Raw genomic sequence first — 12,304 nt, forward strand, 5'->3', positions numbered from 1 at the left:
GGACAGCCGGACCGTACAGAAACCCGGACCGGACCCAACCCGGACCGGACCGACACCCCCACCGCACCGCCCCGCCCCGGACCGAAACCCGGACCGGACCCGGACCCAAGCCGGACCGCCGGACAGCCGGACCGTACAGAAACCCGGACCGGACCCAACCCGGACCGGACCGACACCCCCACCGCACCGCCCCGCCCCGGACCGAAACCCGGACCGCGTCAGCCCCGGACCGACCTGGTTCGCCCCCGGACCGTCCGCGCGAAGGTGCATGCCGGACGGTCGGACCGCCGGACCGGACCGCGTCGCCTGTCCGAGGCCGAGGTCGTCGAGCTGGTCCTCCCGGACGTTCCCACAGTCCTCGCGGCTGAGGGGAACGAGCAGATCACCAGGACGCAGCTGCGGGGCATCATGCGCGCCCGCGGAATCCCCCTCGGAAACGAGCACATCGGTCCCGTCCTGACCGCGCTTCGGGCCGCCACTGCCTCCACCACATCCTCCGAAGGAGCCACCCGCCGATGAAGACGTGCGACCGATTCACCGACCTGAAGGCCGGATACGAGCGCGACATCACGTTCCTGCGCAACCACGCCGCCCGTCACGCGGGCAGCACCGCCTCGAAGTCGAGCACGCGGCACGCACTGGCGGTGAAGCAGAACATGGCCAAGGCCCTCACCCGCCATTACACGCACTGCCCCCTGTGCGGGTGAGCGGCTCCTATGCCGGTACGGCGGCCCGGCCCAGCGCCCGGGCCGCCGCCCCGTTCCTGCACCTGGCCTCCCGTAAGGAGCCGAATCGCACATGACCTCCGTCGAGAACCCGCCCGAAGCAGTACAGGACCAGCCCTTCAGGCTGGCCAAACCCCCCAGCCGTGAAGACGGTTGCCCAGACGATAACTCGCTCCCAGGAGGAGCAAGTTATCGGCCAAGACGCTCTTCCCCGTCGGGGAAGCGCGTCTTGGCCAACCCCGCCCCAGGAGTGGCGGGAGCGGACCGGAGCCAGGGGGCTCCGGTTCACGAGGCAGCGACCGAGGGCGGATCGCAGCCGGAGGAGAAGCCCGCACCGCGGCGCAAGCGCCGCACCGCGAAGAGCGCCTCGCGCAAGCGCTCACCGAAAACCGATGTCGACAAGCGCAGCTACGTGTGCAGCGTCCGCCTCAACGACGACGAGAAGCACCGCCTCACCACAGCTGCCGCAGCAGCCCGCACGAGCCTGCCAGCGTTCCTCGCCCGCAGCGCCCTCGCCGCCGCCCGCGACGCCGATCACGCCGCCGGAGCCATCGCCGGCGAACGTGAGCTGATCTCCGAGATGTTCGCCGCCCGCCGACACCTCGGCCACGTCGGCAGCAACCTCAACCAGGTGGCCAGGGCCATCAACTCCGGCGACCGACCGTCCGACGCCCACCTCGACGCGATGCTGGCCGCCGTACGCCGGGCCACCGACCGGGTCCAGACCGCCACCGACCGACTCCTCGAACGCCTCTAGGAACACCTACCTTTCATGGTCCCCAAGATCCACAAGCGCGGGACGCGCACCATCGGCCTTCTGTACTACCTGTACGGCCCCGGCAAGGCCGAAGAGCACGTCGACCCGCACATGGTGGCTTCCTGGGACCACGCAGCTCCCGACCCGGGCCGCAACCCCGAGGCCACGTACAAGCAGCTGCAGCAGCTCCTCGACCAGCCGCTGGAACGGCTCGAGGAAAAGCACCGCCCGAAGAAGCACGTGTGGCACCTGTCCGTGCGCAACGGCCCCAGCGACCGGATCCTGTCCGACCAGGAGTGGGGCGACGTGGCTCGCCGCATGGTCGCCGCCGCCGGCATCGACGACCCCGAACAGCCATCCGGCTGCCGCTGGGTCGCCGTCCGGCACGCCGACGACCACATCCACATCCTGGCCACCCTCGTCGACGAGGACGGCTACAAACCGGATCTCGACTTCGACGCCGTCCGCGTGCAGGCCGAAGCCCGTCTCCTGGAGCAGGAACTAGGACTGCGCCGCCTCAACCCCGGTGACGGCACCGCCTCCAAGCGGCCCACCAGCGCCGAACGCCACAAGGCCACCCGCCAGGGCCGCGACCGCACCGCCCGCGAAGAACTCCGCGAGACCATCCGGCGGGCCGTGGCCGGCGCCGAGAGCGAGAAGGAGTTCGTCGACCGTCTGGGAGCCGCCGGCGTTCTGGTGCGCACGCGCGTCGCACCGTCCGGTGACCTCCTGGGGTACACGGTCGCGCTGCCCGGAGACGTCAACGCCCAAGGGGAACCGGTCTTCTATCCGGGTTCGAAGTTGGGCCCGGACCTGTCCCTGCCGCGGATCCGGGAGCGCTGGTCCGGCCGCCAGACTGGTAGCCGGGTCGCTGAGCAGACGGTGCCGTCGGGGCCCTCGTCGGCACGGCGCCGGGCGAGCGCGGCGCTGTGGCAGGCGGTGCTGGTCATGGACGGGGCAGACGACGGGGTGGCCGCGGCGTACATTGCGGCTGCAGGTGAGGTCCTGGACGCGCTCGCGAAGACGTCCGCTGCCCACACCCGGCGTGAACTGCGAGAAGCCGCCTTCGTGTTCGAGCGGGCCTCCCGCTCCCACGTGCGGGCTGAACGCGGTCACGACCGGGCCCTTCGCCAGGCTGCCCGCGACCTCGTCTACAGCGGTCCTGCGCTCGGGCGGGGTGAGGACGGGGCGACGACCGCGATGGTGATCGATGCCGTGTTCTTCCTGGTGACCGTGGCCGCGCACTGGCACGGGAGGAAGGCACACGCTCAGCAGGCCGCCGCCGCCCAGCTGGCCGCCGAGCACTTGCGCACGGCCTACCGGGCCGCCACCGCGCAGCCGATGGGTGTTCTGGCCGTACGGGGCCGGTCTCTGGCTCTTCCGGTGCTGCGCCGGCAGGTCTTGCGGGTTCGCGAAGCTCTGCCGTCTGCGTTGGCGGAGCAGGTCCTGGCGGAAGCCGGGTGGGCGGCGCTGGCAGCGACCCTGGCCGATGCCGAGGCGGCCGGGTACGACGCAACCGCCCTGCTGGCTGATGCGGCGGCCCGCCGGGAGCTGGCGAGCGCCGAGTCTCTGTCCGACGTACTGGTGTGGCGGCTGCGCCGTGCCGCGGACCTGCCGGCTGACGCCCAGGCGACGCCGCTGCCCGACGAGGGATCCGTCCGATCGGACCCCGCAGGGCGGAAGGCCGGGAACCCGGACGCGAAGGGCCCGCAGCGCCGCCGAAGGTGACCGGGCTTTCAGGAATTCGTGAGTTGCCGCAGCTGGGGGCGGTGGGGCACGCTTCATGACCCGCCGCCGTGTGCGGGGAGCCAACTCTGGGAGGGGAGCCCAAATGTTCGGTCGCAGGAAGGCGAAGCAGGAGCATGGGGAGATGGGACCGGCGGGTGTCCCGTGGCTGGCATACCCGGCGCCGCAGTGGCCCGCGCACGCCCAGCAGGCGCCCGAACCAGCTCCGGCCGCGCCCGTAGTGGACGACTTCCTGCCGCCGGACTTCCGGATGGACACCGACGACGAGCTGGCCGGCCGGTTCATGCCGTGGCGGCGCCCCCTGGTCGTCGACGGTGAGGTCCGCGCCTGCACGCAGTGCGAGTCCTATCGGGGCTGGGTGATCCTTTGCGCCCAAGGCCGGATCTGGCTGCGCTGCCCCGCCGGCCACGAGACCCTGGAGTCCCGCCTAGACGTGGCCTGGTACAACCGCAACAGCGGCCCGAGCAACGGCAAGTTCGGCACGCTCGAGGAGGGCCTGCGCTCCCTCGACCAATGATCCGGCACCGCGCCCCTGGACCCCCTGTATTCCTGCCCTGCCGCTCCGAGGAGGCGGCCACGGTCAGACCACTCGCATCCGACCCAGGGAACCCGTATGCGCCTGCGCCATTCCGCCATCCTCGCCAACACCTGCCTCGCCCTCTGGGCCCTGACCGGCTGTTCCGCCCCGACCTCCGACAGCGCGCCCGCCACGGCGCCGGCGGAGACGCATGTACCCACCGCCGCCGACCACGAAGTGCTGCCGTCTGAGCGGCTGGCGGACCGGCTGCTCACCGCCGACGATCTCGGCCCCGGCTACGCCGCCCGCCCCGCCGCAACCGCGACTTCGACTGAGGCGTCCGTCGAGGGCTGCCCGCAGCTGGAGAAGCTGGGCAGCGCCGCGGACAACCCGTACGCGATGTTCCCGAACCAGGGGAAGCGAGTCTTCACCGGCCCCGGCGGCACCCAGCTGACCGAGGAGTTGTACTCCGCACCGCCCACGGACCTCTCCGCGGGAGCCGGGCGGATCATGACCGCGATGGGCGCCTGCCCGTCGTACCAGCTGGTCACCGCCACCACCGTGGCAGAGGTCCGCACCCAGACGGTGCCGGTGGCCCGTCTCGGTGACGAGCAGTGGGGGCAGGTCCTCACCGTCGCCGTTGGCGGGCAGCGCACCATCGTCCAGCAAACCGTGATTCGCGCCGGTGCCGTGCTCCTGGTGGTCTCCGGAAGCCCGGCTGAAGTCACGGTCCACGCGCAGACCGCCCTGGCCAAGGCAACAGCCCGCTGAGCCCCTTTCCCCTTCAACCGATCTTGTGTTTGGAGGTTCCGTGACCGAGTTCGTGTCCGCCGAGGCCCTCACCCGTCTCGGGGCCACCGCCGATCCGCAGGTGCGGCTGATGGTGGCGCTCGCTGCCCTAGGAGCAGACCGGGCGCAGATCATTGGCGCCAGGTCCACCGGGCGCCGCGGTGAAATCGCGCTTCCGGAGAGCGAGCGAGCCACGGCGGCGTTCACCGAGCTGCAATCCCTGCTCGGCGCCGTCAACGCCCAAGTGGTGCGCCGCTCCGGCGTCCGTGCCCGTGCTGCCCATCTCGTGGAAGGTCTGGCCGCAGACGGGGTTCTCCCGGCTGTGCACTGGCACAAGCCCGGTGATCAGCCGCGCGGAGGTGCCCCGGGCCACGGCCTCTGACCAGTGGCCAAGGCCGCAGTCTCCGCCTGGCGCCCCGGCCGACTTCATGACCGTCCTGCAACGCAAAAGACCGACGGCCGGACCCAAGGGGGTCCGGCCGTCGGCGTATCAGACCGTCGCTTGCACCGTGAGCTGGCCCTCGCTGCTCTCCGGCAAGGTGTGTCGCAGCACCGGTGCGGGTGAGGCCAGAGAAGCGGCGAAGGCGGCAACGAGATCATGTGGCGTGCTGGCGGAGAACATGGCGGCCCACAGGAGCCCGGCGCCCATCCTCGGCTCGCACCATGCCTGCCATCCCGCCGCTTCCGACTCGGGATCGAGGACGAGCGGGTCGCCGTCTTGGATGCCCTCGTCCGGCAAGGTCGTCAAGACCATGCTGGCGGCCAGCCGCGGGTCGGACATGGCGCTGGGCGTGTCGATGTCGCGGACCCAGCCGCCGTCCGCCAGCGCGTCGAGAACGACCTGCGGCCCGGCGTAGCCGTGGGCGGGATCCGGGCGATCCTCAAGCGCGAGCAGGAAGTCGGTGACGGCCTCAGGCGGGGTTCCGGCGGAGAAATACCCATTCCACAGGGGAAGGCCAGCAGGGGTGGCGCGGGCGGAGACCGTCCAGGCCACTGGCTGATCGCCCAGGAGGATCGGCTCGTCGGCCAGCACCCACTGCGCCCAGCTCAGCGCGTCCGGAGCGACGTACAGGACGGTGCTGCGAAGAACCTGCCGGGCGTCGTCGGATTCGTCGGGCTCACGTCGGCCGCGGACGAGGGTGAGGCTGGTCCAGCCCGCAGCGGTGAGGTGGGAGCCGACCTGGTCGGCCAGGAGGCCGTCGTCTCCGGCGAGATGGCGCGGGGTGACCCAGTAAGCGGGAAGGGAAGGGAAGTCAGGGGACGGGGGCAGAAGTGCTCCTTGTCGTCAGGGTGTGTCGCGGCTCGTATCGTCGCCGGAGACCGCGCGCAGCCGCCGTCCACGGGTCGGCGGCTCGACCGGCGGCATCCATATAAGGGCCTCGGCAACCGGCCGAGGGAGGTACCCGTACTGCACCGCCTCCGCGTCCTCGGCGAGATAGACGACTGGTCGCCCGTCCCCATCCGTGTCCGCGGTCACAAAGCCCATCTTGTGGGCCATGGGAACGAAGGGGTTGATGGCGAGCCGGACCCGGGCGGAGGGGTCTGCCGCGGACAGGTGCTTGATCAGGCCGGCGACGGTCATCTCGGCGCCGGGCTCGGGCTGGGGTGCCACGGTTCTCCTCACGGGTGGAAAGCGCTGTGTCGAATACGGAATGCACCGCGCAGTCTGCGGGAACGGACTACGGAAAGACGGGCGAGCCGCTGGAGAGCGGGGGCGACGGGCCCCGGCCGCAAGGCGGCGGCATGGTCAGTGCTGTCGGCGAGCGGTGGCGAGCACCTCGGAAACGGTAGCGGCCACGAGCCGTGCCGGGGTCTGCGGATCGAAGACCACGCGGTAGCCGGGAACCTTCGCAGTGCCGGTGACGGCCAGAACCCAGCCCTCATCCTCAGCTCCGGGCCGGCCTTCGGGAAACCAGCCGAGGTAGAGTCGGCCGTCGGCCGAAGCGATGTGGGTGTCGGCCCGGTCGTCGACGACGAGAGTGAAGTCGCCGTTCGCCTCGGGGAAACAGTCGATGACCTCGGTCGGCTGGCCGGGCCCCAGAAGCCAGGTATGCAGTCGCAACTTCTCGATCGTGGTGCGAAACCCAGCGTTCGACAGCTCCACCGTCACAAGCATCACCTCTCTGACCTGCGAATATTCGAGATTTCAGGGAAGGTCGTCTAGGTTGACATGTACCGCAACGTTGCACCAGTCCTTGCAGGATCTTTCCTGTCTGCCATCGGCGAACTTGGCCTTAAGGCCAGTTGTGGGTCCTCAACAGCCGCGCCATATTCTCAGCGGCAATCGCATTCCCGGTGGAGGCAACCAGAAACTCCACCTCAACCGCTTCAACGGCTCCTGGCTCGACGGCCACCGGCTCGGCGGCAGCGACGAGATCAACCCGACGGTTCGCGAACCCGCCCTCATCACCTTCCAGAACAGGCTCCACGCCTACTATCCGCACCGCTTCTTCTCGAACCGCAACAAAATTCGCCACCGGGTCTTCCAGGGCGGGACCACCTGGACCGGCCAGGACATGACCCGCGACACCACCGACAGCTACGGCGCGGCCGTCATGGGCAACCGCCTCTACATCGCCCGCAAGGGCGGATACGCAACGGCCACACACACGACCAGACGATGTATCTCCTGAGCTGGGATGGCACGAGCTGGCACGGCCACCCCAACCTGCCCGCCAGGAGCATCCAGGGACCCGCGATCGTCGCCTACTGCGACCCCGACGGCACCAAGGACCAGCTCTTCGCCGTCTGGCGCGGACCCATGTACTGACCGAAGACCTGCGCCTGGGGCGCCAGCGGAGTGCGGGCGGCCTGTCCACCCCACGACCCCCTTGCCGGTGCAAGGGCACCAAAGACCGGGACAGAGCGTTCAGTCGGCCGCTAAGAGGGTGGCAACCGACTCGGTGCGATGCAGACACAGGCACTCAGCTTGGGTGGTGGCTGTCCCTGCACCCCGCGGAGATCACTCGTTGGTAGTGCATCTCTCCATCTGTGGAGTGAATCCGTCCTGGCCGGTGGGCCGGGATGCAGCGCCTCTGTGATTGGCTCGCTGAGGTTATGTGCAACAGGCTGACCTGGAAGTAGAGGAGTTGACGGTGACGACAGCGGAGCGGAGTCTGGGAGAGCGGCTCGGACTCAAAGCGGGCCAGGTTGTCCAGGAATTCGGGCGCGACGACGATATTGATGATGAGCTTCGTAAGTCGGTCGAGGCAGTCACGGAGAATCAGCTGGTCGACGAGGACCACGACGACGTGGTGGACGTCGTACTCCTGTGGTGGCGAGAAGAGGACGGCGACCTCTTCGACGAGTTGACTGCCTCAATGGAGTCGCTCAACGACGCCGGACTCATCTGGCTCCTCACTCCCAAGGCAGGGCGAGACGGCCATGTCGAACCCAGCGATATCGGTGAGGCCGCCTCTCTCGCCGGTCTCGCTCAAACCAAGAGCGTGAGTGCTGCCATGAACTGGAGCGGCACGCTCCTCGTGGCCCCCAAAGTCCGCAAATAGTCCGGGCGCGAGGGCCAGATCCGTGCCCCAGCCGGTCAGCTACCGTACTCAGTCACACCCCTGCGTACGGAAGTTCACCGAAATCTCCCCACTCAGGGGAGCTGGATCTGGTGGTGGCGAGTGGGCGGTGGCAACGCTTCCAGCAGTCGCGGCATACCCCGCAACAGGCCCGCCGACACAGGTCAGTAGGAAGCCCTGCCACCGGCGGACTCCTGGCCAAGACCGCTGGGATCCTGTCACCGCCCTCGGCACCCCGAACTATCCGAAACTCCGTGCCGCACTGGGCCTGCGAACCCTGCCAGGGCCAGACGACATACCAGCCCCGGCTCAGCACGGCTCCCGTCCAGCCGTAATCCGCAGCACAAAGGGTGCCTCACCCACCGCGAGGTCCCGCCTACCGCGCGAATGGGATGGGGGAGAGGCTCGATGCGACACGGCGGCAAGCGGGCTGCCGACCAGGGCTATCCGGTCACGCTCGACGCTGGTAAGGCGGGAAAGAGGGCATGTCCGGACGCACGTTGGCGGGCCCACCGACGGCATGAACCTGCGCAACAACGTTCTCCACGACCTGGTGGACACCCCACCCCGCCACCAGGTTGCCCTGGTAATCCAGGTCGCGCTCTCCTTGCTCTTCGTGCCGCTGGAGGACCCGTCCGACTCCGGCTCACCGGCCGCAGACGGCTGAACACTCCCGAAGCGCAAGCAGCCGAGCCCCCTTGGCGATGCGCAACTCGTGGCAACGTTACTGGCAGCACCGCACCGGCCATGGGGGAAACGCAGTCGGCCCCGGGAACCTGTCTGATTCCCGGGGCCGGTGGCGGTACGGTCAGTTGTCGTCGGTGCGCCGGTGCTGCCCAGTACCGGTCTCGCTCTCGTCGTTCTTACGCCGGCGTACGGCGTAGACGACGCCGCCTCCGGCGGCGAGGAGAAGGCCACCGATTGCCAAGAGCCATCCATTGGTGCTGTCGGCGCCGGTGTGGGCGAGGGAGCCTTCGGGCTTGGCATCCGGCGCGGAGGGAGTCGAGGTGGCCGTGCCGATCTCCGGGCTGCTGGAAGGGGATGCGGTATCGGTCGACTCCCCGGTGCCGGTTGAGGACGAGCTGGTCGGCGTGGGCTGGGAGGTGGGGTCACCGGTGGGCTGGGCCGTCGGCTTGCCGGTCGGTTCCTCGGTGGGCTTGGCCGTGGCCGCGTTCGTGAAGGCCGCGGTGGTCTCGGCGCCGGGCTTGGCCGCGATCTCTACCGGGGTGGTCTCCAGCCGGTAGCCGTCCGGGGCCTTGGTCTCGGTGGCGGTGTAGGCGCTGCCGGTCTTCTTGCCTACGGGGAGCGGGGCCTTGGCGGTGCCGTCCGGGCCGGTGGTGAGGGTGAAGGCGCCCTTCTCGTCCTTGGCCTCCTTCGGGGCGATGTTGACGATGGCTCCGGCCAGACCCTTGCCGGTGGCCTTGTCGGTGACCTTGAGGGTGAGCCCAGCGGACTTGTACGGGTCGGTGATGGCAAGGACCTGGGGCTCGCCGGGCGCAACGACGACGTCCCGGTCAGGGATGGTGCCCAGCAGGGGGCTGCCGGAGGCGGTCTCCTTGAGGCGTACGACGCCGGGGGCGAGGTCGGAGAAGGCCAGGGTGCCGTCGGCGCCAGTCTTGCCCTCGGCGAGCGTCTTGCCTGCGGAGTCGAGCAGCTGGAAGGAGGCTCCGGGGGCCGGCTGGCCTTCGGGGTCCGTCTTGACGATGCGCAGTCCGGCCTTGTCCGCCGGCGCGGGGGCTTCCTGGTCCTTGGGGGCTTCGGCGGACGGGGAGGGGGCTGCGGTGGCGGTGGTGGCCGGGCCGGTCAGGACGGCGGTGGCGGTCAGGGCGAGCGCGGTGAAGAGGAGGGGGCGGTGCTTCATGAAGGAGTGCTCCGGGCGGGATCGTGCGGTGCGGGACGGTGTGGCGCGGGCTCCGAAGTCGGGCCCGGCAGCGCGGGGGGTCAGCTGGGGGCGTCGCCCGTACGGCGGCGGCGGTTGATCAGGTAGAGGCCGCCGCCTGCGGCGAGCAGGGCGGTGGCTCCGCCGGCCAGCCAGGTGGTGGCGTCGGCGCCGGTGTGGGCGAGAGATCCGGGCGGGGTCGTCGGCGGGGTGGTGGCCGGGGGTGTCGCGGGCGGGGTGCTCGGGCTCGGCGGGGTGGTCGGGGTGGGCTTGTCGGCGAGGGTGACGGTGACGTCGGCGCCGGGCCGGGCGGTGAACGCGAGCGGCGTGGTGTCGAGTTGGTAGCCGTCGGGGGCCTTGGTCTCGCTGGCCCAGTAGCGGGTGCCCGCCTTGAGCGTGACGTCGAGGGGGATCGTCGTGGTGCCGTCGGTCCCGGTGGTGAGGCTGGTGATCACCTTGCCGGGGGTGTGTCTACCGGTCTTGTCCGTCTCGTCGGCGCTGATGGCGATGACCGCGCCCGGCAGGGTCTTGCCGGTGTTCTTGTCGGTCTTCTTCACCGACAGGCGGGCCTTCTTGAACGGGTCGACGAGGTCGAGGGGGTTGGCCTGGGCGGTGCGTCCGGCGGTGATCGTGATGGTCTGTTCGGGGACCAGGTCGTGGACGGGGCTGCCGGAGGAGGTCTCGCGCAGCCGGTAGGTGCCGGCAGGGAGCTTGTCGAAGACGAGGTTGCCCTGTTCATCCGTCTTGCCCGCGGCGACCTGTTTGCCGACGGAGTCCAGGAGCTGGAACGCGGCGCCGACCAGGCGGGTGCCCTCGGGGTCCTTCTTGCGGATCGTCACGCCGCCGGTGGCCTCACCGACGGCGATGGCGGCGGAGTCCTTGATGCTGGTGGTGCCCCCGGCGAGCAGCATCCGCTGGGCGGCCGGGTTCTTGGGTGTGAGGACCTGCAGTCCGACGGCAGGCAGTCCCTCGGCCGCCGCGGTGACGCTGGCGGTCCCGGGCTTCTCGGCGGTGAACTCCCAGGCGCCCGTGCCGTTGTCGTCGGTGGTGACCTTGCCGGAGGCGGTGCCGGAGCCGGACTCGGCGAGCGTGACGGCGATCTTCGGGACCGGTGTGCCGGCGGTGGTGGTGACCTTGACCGCGACGGTGACCTTCGTACCCGTGGTGGTGGTCTTCACCGACGGCGTGATCTGGAGGGCGTAGGGGCCGGCGAGCTTCTTGGCCTCGGCGACGTAGCCCTGGGCGAGGGTGCGGACGGTCGGCGAGACGACCGGGTAGGCCAGGCGCTGCTTGCCGCGTTCGCCGTCGAGGGCGTAGGTACCGCCGGCCAGGTACTCGTACACAACGGCATCCACTGCGGCGGCCTGCGCGTTGTCGCGGGTCTGCCCGTACTTGCCGATCACGTAGGCAGCCTGTGCCAGGTTCTCCTTGGTGACGGGCTTCCCGGTCACCGACGACGTCCAGGACGGGACCGGCTGCGGGTCGCCGTAGCCTCCGGCGTCGGCCGGGCCCTTGCGCTCGGGGTCGGCGCAGTAGGTCTCGGTGTCGCCGTGGACGGCCGGGCCGGGCGGGCCGTAGGCACCGATGTGGCTGGAGGCTGCGTGTCCTTCGGAGTCCGGGATGGTGTAGCCGGGGCCCAGTACCGCGGAGGCGTCCGGGGCGGCCATGGCCTGTGCGGGCAGCAGGGTGCCTGCGGCCAGAGCTGCGACGGCAACGGCCAGGTGAGCGGGTCGGGCGAGGCGAAGGCTCATATGTGGGAAGAGGTCCTGTCGGTGCAGAAGGGGATGAGGGTGCGGACGCAGGTGCGTCAGCGGATGCCGCGGGTGGGCGGCGGCAGCCAGGTGGGAGGGATCTGCCTACCGCGCCCGGGCCGGGGAGGTCCGTGCCTGCGGCACCGGAGCCGTGGCGGGAGGCGGGCCGGTGCGTACCGGCGGGGCGCCGGGGATCCACAGGCGTACGTACTGGTCGATCGCGGCGCGCAGCCGGGTGACGGCGATGCCGGCCCACGGCGGGCGCTCGCTGCGGTTCCAGTCGGTGAAGGTGCCGTACCCGTCCTGGCCGGGCTTCCTGTCGCAGCGCCGGTCGCGGGTCTCGAAGGCACCATAGTCAGCGAAGGACAGTACGGCGGTGTCGATGCGCCCCTGTTCCAGGTGGACGACCTGCAGGCGCAGTCCGTCGTAGCGGCCGGCGCGGATCGTGGGGGCGAAGTCGATGCGCAGCCGCAGCGGGAGGTCCGGCACGGGGGCGGCGTAGTAGGCATCGCCGACGACGGCCGCCTCGGGGTACGGCAGGGTGAGGTGGTCGGCGAACAGCTGCTCGGTGAACAGGGGCACAGGGTTTCCTCGTTGGTCAGTCAGCGTCGGGCGG

The 12,304-nt window shown here is 70.3% G+C and carries 16 protein-coding genes; 10 read left to right on the top strand and 6 right to left on the bottom strand.

Translation table 11 applies throughout. The features are described from left to right. Window positions 1-515 precede the first annotated feature (515 nt). The 6 genes from ACQKM2_RS01635 (at window position 516) to ACQKM2_RS01660 (ending at window position 4,916) form a co-directional block, all read left to right on the top strand. Entirely contained in the window at window positions 516-707 is a 192-nt protein-coding gene (locus ACQKM2_RS01635) for a hypothetical protein (protein ID WP_427705290.1), read from the top strand. Window positions 708-954: 247 nt separating this feature from the next. Then, window positions 955-1,482, top strand: coding sequence for a plasmid mobilization protein (locus ACQKM2_RS01640; protein WP_427705292.1), 528 nt, complete (start codon window positions 955-957; stop codon window positions 1,480-1,482). Window positions 1,483-1,497: 15 nt separating this feature from the next. Continuing rightward, on the top strand, window positions 1,498-3,210 hold the full coding sequence (locus ACQKM2_RS01645) for a relaxase/mobilization nuclease domain-containing protein (RefSeq protein WP_427705295.1): 1,713 nt from the start codon (window positions 1,498-1,500) through the stop codon (window positions 3,208-3,210). Window positions 3,211-3,313: 103 nt separating this feature from the next. Beyond that, window positions 3,314-3,745 (top strand): hypothetical protein, encoded by a 432-nt coding sequence (locus ACQKM2_RS01650; protein WP_427705297.1) that lies wholly within the window; start codon window positions 3,314-3,316, stop codon window positions 3,743-3,745. Between the two features lie 96 nt (window positions 3,746-3,841). Continuing rightward, on the top strand, window positions 3,842-4,516 hold the full coding sequence (locus ACQKM2_RS01655) for a hypothetical protein (protein ID WP_427705300.1): 675 nt from the start codon (window positions 3,842-3,844) through the stop codon (window positions 4,514-4,516). 40 nt (window positions 4,517-4,556) lie between these two features. Further along, window positions 4,557-4,916 carry a hypothetical protein gene (locus ACQKM2_RS01660; protein ID WP_427705303.1) on the top strand — a complete coding sequence of 120 codons (360 nt, stop codon included), beginning with the start codon at window positions 4,557-4,559 and terminating at the stop codon, window positions 4,914-4,916. Window positions 4,917-5,024: 108 nt separating this feature from the next. Here ACQKM2_RS01660 and ACQKM2_RS01665 read toward each other — a convergent pair whose 3' ends face one another. The 3 genes from ACQKM2_RS01665 to ACQKM2_RS01675 all read right to left on the bottom strand — a co-directional run bounded on the left by ACQKM2_RS01665 (window position 5,025) and on the right by ACQKM2_RS01675 (window position 6,644). After that, window positions 5,025-5,804 (bottom strand): DUF317 domain-containing protein, encoded by a 780-nt coding sequence (locus tag ACQKM2_RS01665; RefSeq protein ID WP_427705718.1) that lies wholly within the window; start codon window positions 5,802-5,804, stop codon window positions 5,025-5,027. A gap of 15 nt (window positions 5,805-5,819) precedes the next feature. After that, window positions 5,820-6,146 carry a hypothetical protein gene (locus tag ACQKM2_RS01670; RefSeq protein WP_427705305.1) on the bottom strand — a complete coding sequence of 109 codons (327 nt, stop codon included), beginning with the start codon at window positions 6,144-6,146 and terminating at the stop codon, window positions 5,820-5,822. A gap of 135 nt (window positions 6,147-6,281) precedes the next feature. Further along, entirely contained in the window at window positions 6,282-6,644 is a 363-nt protein-coding gene (locus tag ACQKM2_RS01675; protein ID WP_427705308.1) for a DUF317 domain-containing protein, read from the bottom strand. A 136-nt stretch (window positions 6,645-6,780) separates the two neighbouring features. Between ACQKM2_RS01675 and ACQKM2_RS01680 the strand changes: the two genes are divergently transcribed. The 4 genes from ACQKM2_RS01680 to ACQKM2_RS01695 all read left to right on the top strand — a co-directional run bounded on the left by ACQKM2_RS01680 (window position 6,781) and on the right by ACQKM2_RS01695 (window position 8,725). Next, window positions 6,781-7,167: a hypothetical protein gene (locus ACQKM2_RS01680; protein ID WP_427705310.1), complete on the top strand. Its 387-nt coding sequence runs from the start codon at window positions 6,781-6,783 to the stop codon at window positions 7,165-7,167. Continuing rightward, window positions 7,155-7,304, top strand: a complete 150-nt coding sequence (locus tag ACQKM2_RS01685; protein WP_427705313.1) for a hypothetical protein — start codon at window positions 7,155-7,157, stop codon at window positions 7,302-7,304. The genes ACQKM2_RS01680 and ACQKM2_RS01685 overlap by 13 nt, the downstream gene beginning before the upstream one ends. A gap of 319 nt (window positions 7,305-7,623) precedes the next feature. Further along, window positions 7,624-8,040 (top strand): DUF3052 domain-containing protein, encoded by a 417-nt coding sequence (locus tag ACQKM2_RS01690; protein ID WP_427705720.1) that lies wholly within the window; start codon window positions 7,624-7,626, stop codon window positions 8,038-8,040. A 538-nt stretch (window positions 8,041-8,578) separates the two neighbouring features. Further along, the gene (locus tag ACQKM2_RS01695; protein WP_427705316.1) at window positions 8,579-8,725 is read left to right on the top strand and encodes a hypothetical protein; all 147 of its coding nucleotides are present in this window, start codon (window positions 8,579-8,581) and stop codon (window positions 8,723-8,725) included. Window positions 8,726-8,866: 141 nt separating this feature from the next. On the opposite strand, the gene ACQKM2_RS01700 is transcribed toward ACQKM2_RS01695, so the two are convergent. The 3 genes from ACQKM2_RS01700 to ACQKM2_RS01710 form a co-directional block, all read right to left on the bottom strand. Further along, window positions 8,867-9,919 carry an MSCRAMM family protein gene (locus ACQKM2_RS01700; RefSeq protein WP_427705318.1) on the bottom strand — a complete coding sequence of 351 codons (1,053 nt, stop codon included), beginning with the start codon at window positions 9,917-9,919 and terminating at the stop codon, window positions 8,867-8,869. An 80-nt stretch (window positions 9,920-9,999) separates the two neighbouring features. Further along, the gene (locus ACQKM2_RS01705) at window positions 10,000-11,688 is read right to left on the bottom strand and encodes an MSCRAMM family protein (protein ID WP_427705320.1); all 1,689 of its coding nucleotides are present in this window, start codon (window positions 11,686-11,688) and stop codon (window positions 10,000-10,002) included. 105 nt (window positions 11,689-11,793) lie between these two features. Then, window positions 11,794-12,270 carry a hypothetical protein gene (locus ACQKM2_RS01710; protein ID WP_427705322.1) on the bottom strand — a complete coding sequence of 159 codons (477 nt, stop codon included), beginning with the start codon at window positions 12,268-12,270 and terminating at the stop codon, window positions 11,794-11,796. Window positions 12,271-12,304: the final 34 nt, after the last annotated feature.

Source organism: Streptomyces sp. NPDC004126, assembly GCF_050275515.1.
Taxonomy (GTDB): domain Bacteria; phylum Actinomycetota; class Actinomycetes; order Streptomycetales; family Streptomycetaceae; genus Streptomyces.

What these genes read in the sequence shown, in the direction of transcription:
- ACQKM2_RS01685 (WP_427705313.1), top strand. Translation starts at nt 7,155, where the DNA reads ATGTATCTCCTGAGCTGGGATGGCACGAGCTGGCACGGCCACCCCAAC.
- ACQKM2_RS01635 (WP_427705290.1), top strand. Translation starts at nt 516, where the DNA reads ATGAAGACGTGCGACCGATTCACCGACCTGAAGGCCGGATACGAGCGC.
- ACQKM2_RS01695 (WP_427705316.1), top strand. Translation starts at nt 8,579, where the DNA reads ATGAACCTGCGCAACAACGTTCTCCACGACCTGGTGGACACCCCACCC.
- ACQKM2_RS01700 (WP_427705318.1), bottom strand. Translation starts at nt 9,919, where the DNA reads ATGAAGCACCGCCCCCTCCTCTTCACCGCGCTCGCCCTGACCGCCACC.
- ACQKM2_RS01650 (WP_427705297.1), top strand. Translation starts at nt 3,314, where the DNA reads ATGTTCGGTCGCAGGAAGGCGAAGCAGGAGCATGGGGAGATGGGACCG.
- ACQKM2_RS01655 (WP_427705300.1), top strand. Translation starts at nt 3,842, where the DNA reads ATGCGCCTGCGCCATTCCGCCATCCTCGCCAACACCTGCCTCGCCCTC.
- ACQKM2_RS01705 (WP_427705320.1), bottom strand. Translation starts at nt 11,688, where the DNA reads ATGAGCCTTCGCCTCGCCCGACCCGCTCACCTGGCCGTTGCCGTCGCA.
- ACQKM2_RS01645 (WP_427705295.1), top strand. Translation starts at nt 1,498, where the DNA reads ATGGTCCCCAAGATCCACAAGCGCGGGACGCGCACCATCGGCCTTCTG.